Source organism: Chitinophaga terrae (ex Kim and Jung 2007), from assembly GCF_900107795.1.
GTDB lineage: Bacteria > Bacteroidota > Bacteroidia > Chitinophagales > Chitinophagaceae > Chitinophaga > Chitinophaga terrae.
Map to the genome: position 1 here is coordinate 1 of NZ_FNRL01000058.1, position 5750 is coordinate 5750.

A 5750-nucleotide genomic window follows, 5' to 3' on the forward strand; every position below is an offset into this window, starting at 1 on the left:
TCTTCGTAGTCAAATTTTTCTTGTTGTTCCATAAAAAAAAACTGTGTTAAAGGTCTTGTTTTTTTAGCCTTTGACACAGTTTATTTTACAGTCTCAGCAAAACGTCAACAGCCGGGGTGAACTTTGGAGTTTGATAAGTATTATTCTCAAAAACCAGTTTATCTTCCAAAATAACACCTAGTATTTTTCGTTTTACATCGACATCACTTTTTGTATAAACACCAGATAAGTTTCTTAAAAGAGTGGTTGTTTTTGCCAGATAGTTCCTGAATTGGTACTTCTGGTTGCCTTCTAATATGGTTTTCTGGTTGATCAACTCATTTATGTGATTATTTAGCTTTTTTCTCACACTATAATACGCTTCTGCTGGGAGCCGCTCATTTATGTAATCATCTTCTTTATTTTCCAGCTTCTGCTTGTAATCCTCAATTTGTGCATTAAGTTTCTTTATTTGGCTTTTTACATTAGCTCCGTTTCTATCAAAAGTTTTTTCCAGAATATTTTGATAGCAGGTAATAATGTTGTCATCAATGTCAAACGTCTGCGATAACAAATTTTCGAATTGCTCGTTTGCGACAAGGGCATTATAACGCCTATGTCCGTGCTGGCATTGATAATATGCAAATCTCTTTCCTTTAACTGCACTGGAAGTCATGTTCCTAAGGCATTCCGGACATTTTAGAAATCCCCTCAATGGATGCCGTTGATCTTGATAGCGCACATTTTTTGTTCGTTTACGCCCCTTCATGATCTGCTGCACTTTATTATACAAATCTTCATCAATTAACGGCTCAAATAAAGCCTTAGCATAGTGTTCGTCTTCGTTTGGAGTGGCTGAAATTTTTATATAACCAGCATAAACCTTGTTCTTCAGAATATTGATAAATGCTTGCTTAGTAAGACTTCTCTTTAGATTGTGCTTTAAAGTAACCATTTTTTGGACTTCCGGAATAGAGTATAGGCCAGTGGCATAGATTTTAAAAGCATCAACTATAAATCCGGATTTTTCATCATCTTTAACCAACGTTGAATTACGGGCATCCTCACGGTGGTATTTATAGCCAAAAGGAGCTGTACCAGCCCATTTTCCCTGTTTTCTCATGGCTCTCATGCCATCTTTAGTCCTTATCCCGATTTTTAACCTTTCTGCATGACCTATTGAAACATAAAAGCTAAGCATGACAATATTATCAGGATTGGATAGATCAAGCGGCTGTTCAATTGAGTTTACCGAAACGCCGAGTTTTTGCAAATGAGATATTACGGTGAATGTATCGTGTATATCTCTGGTGAATCTATCCCATTTAGTGAATAGAATTGTGTTTACCAGCCCTTTATTTTCCTTAATAAAGCCCATCAGTTTGTTCCATTCAGGCCGATTAAAGTCTTTGCCAGAATAATCTTCTTGATAGTGTTTAATTACATTGATCTTGTTAATAGTACAGTATTTTTCGAGTGTTTCTAATTGATGCTCTAAGCTGTATCCAAATGCCGCCTGTTCGTCTGTAGACACGCGGGTATATATAATTGCATTCTGCATGTTTTTTACTTTAGTTGTTTTACGTTAGTGTTATAATTATTATAGTTTCGTTTAAGTTTATCCTCCTTTAAGCATTTAGAAGGAGGTGCTTTGTTTTTTGAAGATGTTTTTTCCATGTCAAATGAAAACTGTTTTTAAAGTCGGTTTGAAATAAGTTTCCCCTAACCAGTTTTTAAGGTTGGTCAAGAGGTGAACATACCAGTCTGTGTTTCGTATTCTATTTGAGAGAGTGTATTGAGAAGTTCTAGCAGAATTTCCGCTTCAGAAATAGATAGGTAAATCTTTCTTTTTTTGAAAAATTCTTTAAGTTCTTTAACTGTCATTAACCTCCTTCAAATATTGATCACACCTGTTTTTAAAAGGATTCGTAATCGGTTTCACCATCATAAATTGTTTATTTATTGTTTAAAAAATGAGTTCCTTTCTCCCGAAAATGCCACTTCTCGTATGGATTAAGGAGATTTTTACATCGGGCTTCAAGTAGTCTGATATTCTTGCGTTACTGTCAAACGATCTATCTTTTTCAATTGCATATCCTGTCTTAATTGTCGAGCCATCTATTTTAATAGTTATCTCCTTCATTTTTTTTGAATTGAGATAGTCTATAATTACTTCTAGCTTTTTTTGACTTTGAGTATCCAATTGTTTCCATCCTTTGGGAAATTGAGCTTCATGATGGCGCTGGAAACCGCTAAAGTCATGACTTGCTTCTAATTTTTTTCATGCATCTTTTTATAAAATTCATTTTTGTTTTGATTTTTATAAAGATGAAGACTTGTGAAATAAAAACGAAATTCGCAACGATTTTTTTTGAAACTTTTTTTTCGAAAAAATATGTTCAGAAATTTGTTTTTTATAGAACGTAGAACCGCTATGGCTTTGCGTTTCAGTCGGCATCAGTGTATTATTTTTATTAATTATACACTTGGAGATAATGTATGATTTTGATTATTAATACACCTTGAAAAAGTGAATAAAAAAAGCCGCTAATTGTATAACGGCTTTCAGATTACTTATTTTTCTTCAGATAAGTAGACCAATATAATTAACCCCACAATTATCAGAAATACTTTTAGTATTATTCCTCCTTTATAATTAGACTTTGAAAGGCCATATAAACCAGCAGGGAAAAATGCAAACATCCAGAATATAACAGTCCACTGGTTATTATACCATTTCCTTTCTTCTTCGGTTATATCCTCAACATGGTCGGGAGAATGAATTTGTTGTGGCGCGGATATTCTGGGCTTGGTGATGCTTTTCATATTTTCAATCATAGCCTTGACTGATTCTAGCTCTCCAACCCTACCTGTAACAAAGCCTTCCAGACGTTCCCCTATTTGTTTAACAGACTCTTTGATACTGTCTACCTGTTCCTCCGTTGTCAACTTCAGTGTCTTTGCTTTACTGTATCCTGAATAAGAGATTGCTGTTCCTCCCAATGCTGCTAAACTCCCATACATTGAAGAATTACTACTTTTGGAGCCCGAGGCAATACCACCAGCTATAGCTGAAACAACGCCAGCAGCCATGTTCAAGGTCATTTGTGAACTGGCCTGTTCATTCAGTTTTAATAAAGTTTTGCACTCAATGAGAAGATTTTTTACTACCTCCATACTTTTATTCAATACGGCATCTTCAATTGAAAGATGAACTTCTACGTCATCTGTTGTTTGCTTCGCTCTATCAAAACAATAAAAAACTTCCATTAAAGTAGCAGTTCCTTCAAGCAAAAGACCATATTTTGAGAATCCCAGCCCCAACCAAGCAACAGGATTACTGGGGGATACCTTTAGGATTGAACTGTATTGATCTTGTGCTTCGGCAAAACGATTTCCTACCAGACTTAGCTTTGCAAAGTCCAGCTCTAGGGATAACTCTTTCTCCATAAGTAACGGGTTTTAGATAAACAAAGATAATACACACACCTGTACGTGTGAAATATTTTTTCAGAGAATGATTCTTTGTGGATTAAACCATATTATAAAAATGGCTAATCCACTACATACAGCTATAGAACAGTATGTGATTGATAAGGTGAAGGAGAAAAGGATTGAAAAAGGCTATTCGCAGAAGGACTTAGCCTATATGATTGACGTATCTATAGGTTTTATAGGGGATGTAGAAAATCCTAAGTATAGAGCTAAATATAACCTTAATCATATTAATGAATTGGCTAAGATATTTGAATGTTCTCCGAAGGATTTTTTGCCAGATTTACCACTATAATGGGAAACCTATACTAATATTTTTCTTATATTTATTGCTGTTGACATCCAAAGATTTCTCTATATCTATTAACTAAACCCAAAAGTGTCATGACGGCGGTAATAGGAATTATTAATAAGTCAGCTGCCGCAATAGCAACTGACAGCGCAGTAACTGTAACTGGTCCTAAAGGCCCCAAGATTTTTAATAGGGCGAACAAGATATTTACTTTATCTAAGAGTAGACCAGTTGGATTAATGATTTACAATCAGGGGGAGTTTATGGGAACTTCGTGGGAGGTGATCATAAAGCTGTATAGAGCAGAGTTAGGAGATACTGGTTTTGACACATTAGAAGAATATAAAAATGATTTTATTGCATTTTTGCATAGGAAGAACTTTTTCTGCGATGTAAATCAGCAGAAAATGATTTTGTATTATTTTATATGTAACTTTTTACACCTTCTCGCCGATTCCACAATAAAAGAAAATCAGCAACAGATTCAGGGTAGGGTTAACGACTTACAAAATATCCTATCAAACGCATTAATTCAGAAAATCAATCTGCTATTAGATAAGTATAGGCGAAATACAGATTTTTGCACAGAGTTTGTAGATTTTAGTCAACAGGAATATGATCAGTTTGGGTTTACTGGTCTACCTAATGCTATTAATCAAGTCTTCCTACAAAATGGCCTAATCATAGACCCCGCTGCTATTTTGCCATCACTTAAAGAATTGATATTTATTGTATTGAAATCAAAAGATTTATATAATTTCTATTCTGGCTTGGTATTTACCGGATACGGGGATAGTGAGATTTTTCCCAGATTATTTTCCGTTAATGTTTCGTTTGCAATAAATAATCGGCTTAGATATTTTGATGATGAAAAGAGTAAAGCAATCATTGACCATCAACAGGTTAGTGCAATACGCCCTTTTGCTCAAACTGATGTGATTAATACAATTCTGGGTGGAATTGACCCCGCACTTAACCAGATTTATTTTCAACAGTTTGAAGACTTTATAACCAAAAATAATGCGTCAATTGCCCAAATGGTAGAGCAATCAGACCCCAATCTGGCAAATAGAATCAGGGGAATCGACGCCAATGGACTGACTTCAACTTTACATAAATTAATTGGTCAGGAAACGAAAAAACACTATATTGACCAAGTAATGGGAGCTGTTAGTACTCTTTCAAAGGAGGACTTGGCGGAAATGGCAGAAAGTTTGATATATCTTACTTATTTAAAAAGAAGATTTACCTTTGCGCCCGAAAGCGTAGGCGGGCCGGTAGATGTTGCAATTATTACCAAAGGCGATGGATTTGTATGGATTAAGCGAAAGCACTACTTCAACGCTGAATTAAACCATCATTTTTTTAAAAAATATTAAAACGTTATCGTCATGGCTAATCACCTTTATATGAACTATAGTTTTTTGCCAGATTATAGCATCTCAATGATAGAACCCAATGAATCCGAAGCTATCATTCATGATGATATTGCAAGCACTATTACAGATAACCAAAGTTTATCTTCTGTTGAGATTAAACAGATAGCAGATAAAATTTCTGATAAATTAGTTAAAATGGTAGAAAGTCAGCTTTCGCAACCTCACCAATAACAGATTTAAATATTTTTATATATTTTAAGCATATCTTTTAGGTATGCTTTTTTTATGTGTGCCAGGCATGTGTTATATCTCTAGGGTGCAAGTCCCGAATGCGCTTTGTAGTAGGAAGCATTAGCCAATAGCAAGGGTGTCCACTGTAAAGTGGAATCTGAAGGAAGCTGGCGGCAAACATCCGGGCCGACGAACAGAAACTGTATACAAGGCGGGGTTACAAGGGTGATGTTGCATAAGAAACAAAAACCCGATACTACACAGATTGTAACAACGTAAATGCAGCGGCTACATGGATGGAAAGCGATAACACTTACCCTGGGAGGCCCTGTTTTTTTTACAGGGAGTCAGCCGAGGTCATAGTAGGCAGGGAA

The 5750-nt window shown here is 35.4% G+C and carries 5 protein-coding genes; 3 read left to right on the plus strand and 2 right to left on the minus strand.

Features of this window, described 5'->3' with window-relative positions; all coding sequences use genetic code 11:
* Positions 1-85 precede the first annotated feature (85 nt).
* Entirely contained in the window at positions 86-1540 is a 1455-nt protein-coding gene (locus BLV62_RS27900; protein ID WP_089766344.1) for a recombinase family protein, read from the minus strand.
* Positions 1541-2553: 1013 nt separating this feature from the next.
* A complete protein-coding gene (locus BLV62_RS27910; RefSeq protein WP_089766348.1) occupies positions 2554-3429 on the minus strand; it encodes a hypothetical protein in 876 nt (291 codons plus the stop codon).
* Positions 3430-3529: 100 nt separating this feature from the next.
* On the opposite strand from BLV62_RS27910, the gene BLV62_RS27915 reads away from it, so the two are divergent.
* The 3 genes from BLV62_RS27915 to BLV62_RS28225 all read left to right on the plus strand — a co-directional run bounded on the left by BLV62_RS27915 (position 3530) and on the right by BLV62_RS28225 (position 5376).
* Complete coding sequence (locus BLV62_RS27915) at positions 3530-3769, plus strand: helix-turn-helix transcriptional regulator (protein ID WP_225889725.1); 240 nt, start codon at positions 3530-3532, stop codon at positions 3767-3769.
* 89 nt (positions 3770-3858) lie between these two features.
* The gene (locus BLV62_RS27920) at positions 3859-5145 is read left to right on the plus strand and encodes a hypothetical protein (protein ID WP_089766351.1); all 1287 of its coding nucleotides are present in this window, start codon (positions 3859-3861) and stop codon (positions 5143-5145) included.
* 12 nt (positions 5146-5157) lie between these two features.
* Positions 5158-5376: a hypothetical protein gene (locus tag BLV62_RS28225; protein ID WP_139170430.1), complete on the plus strand. Its 219-nt coding sequence runs from the start codon at positions 5158-5160 to the stop codon at positions 5374-5376.
* Positions 5377-5750: the final 374 nt, after the last annotated feature.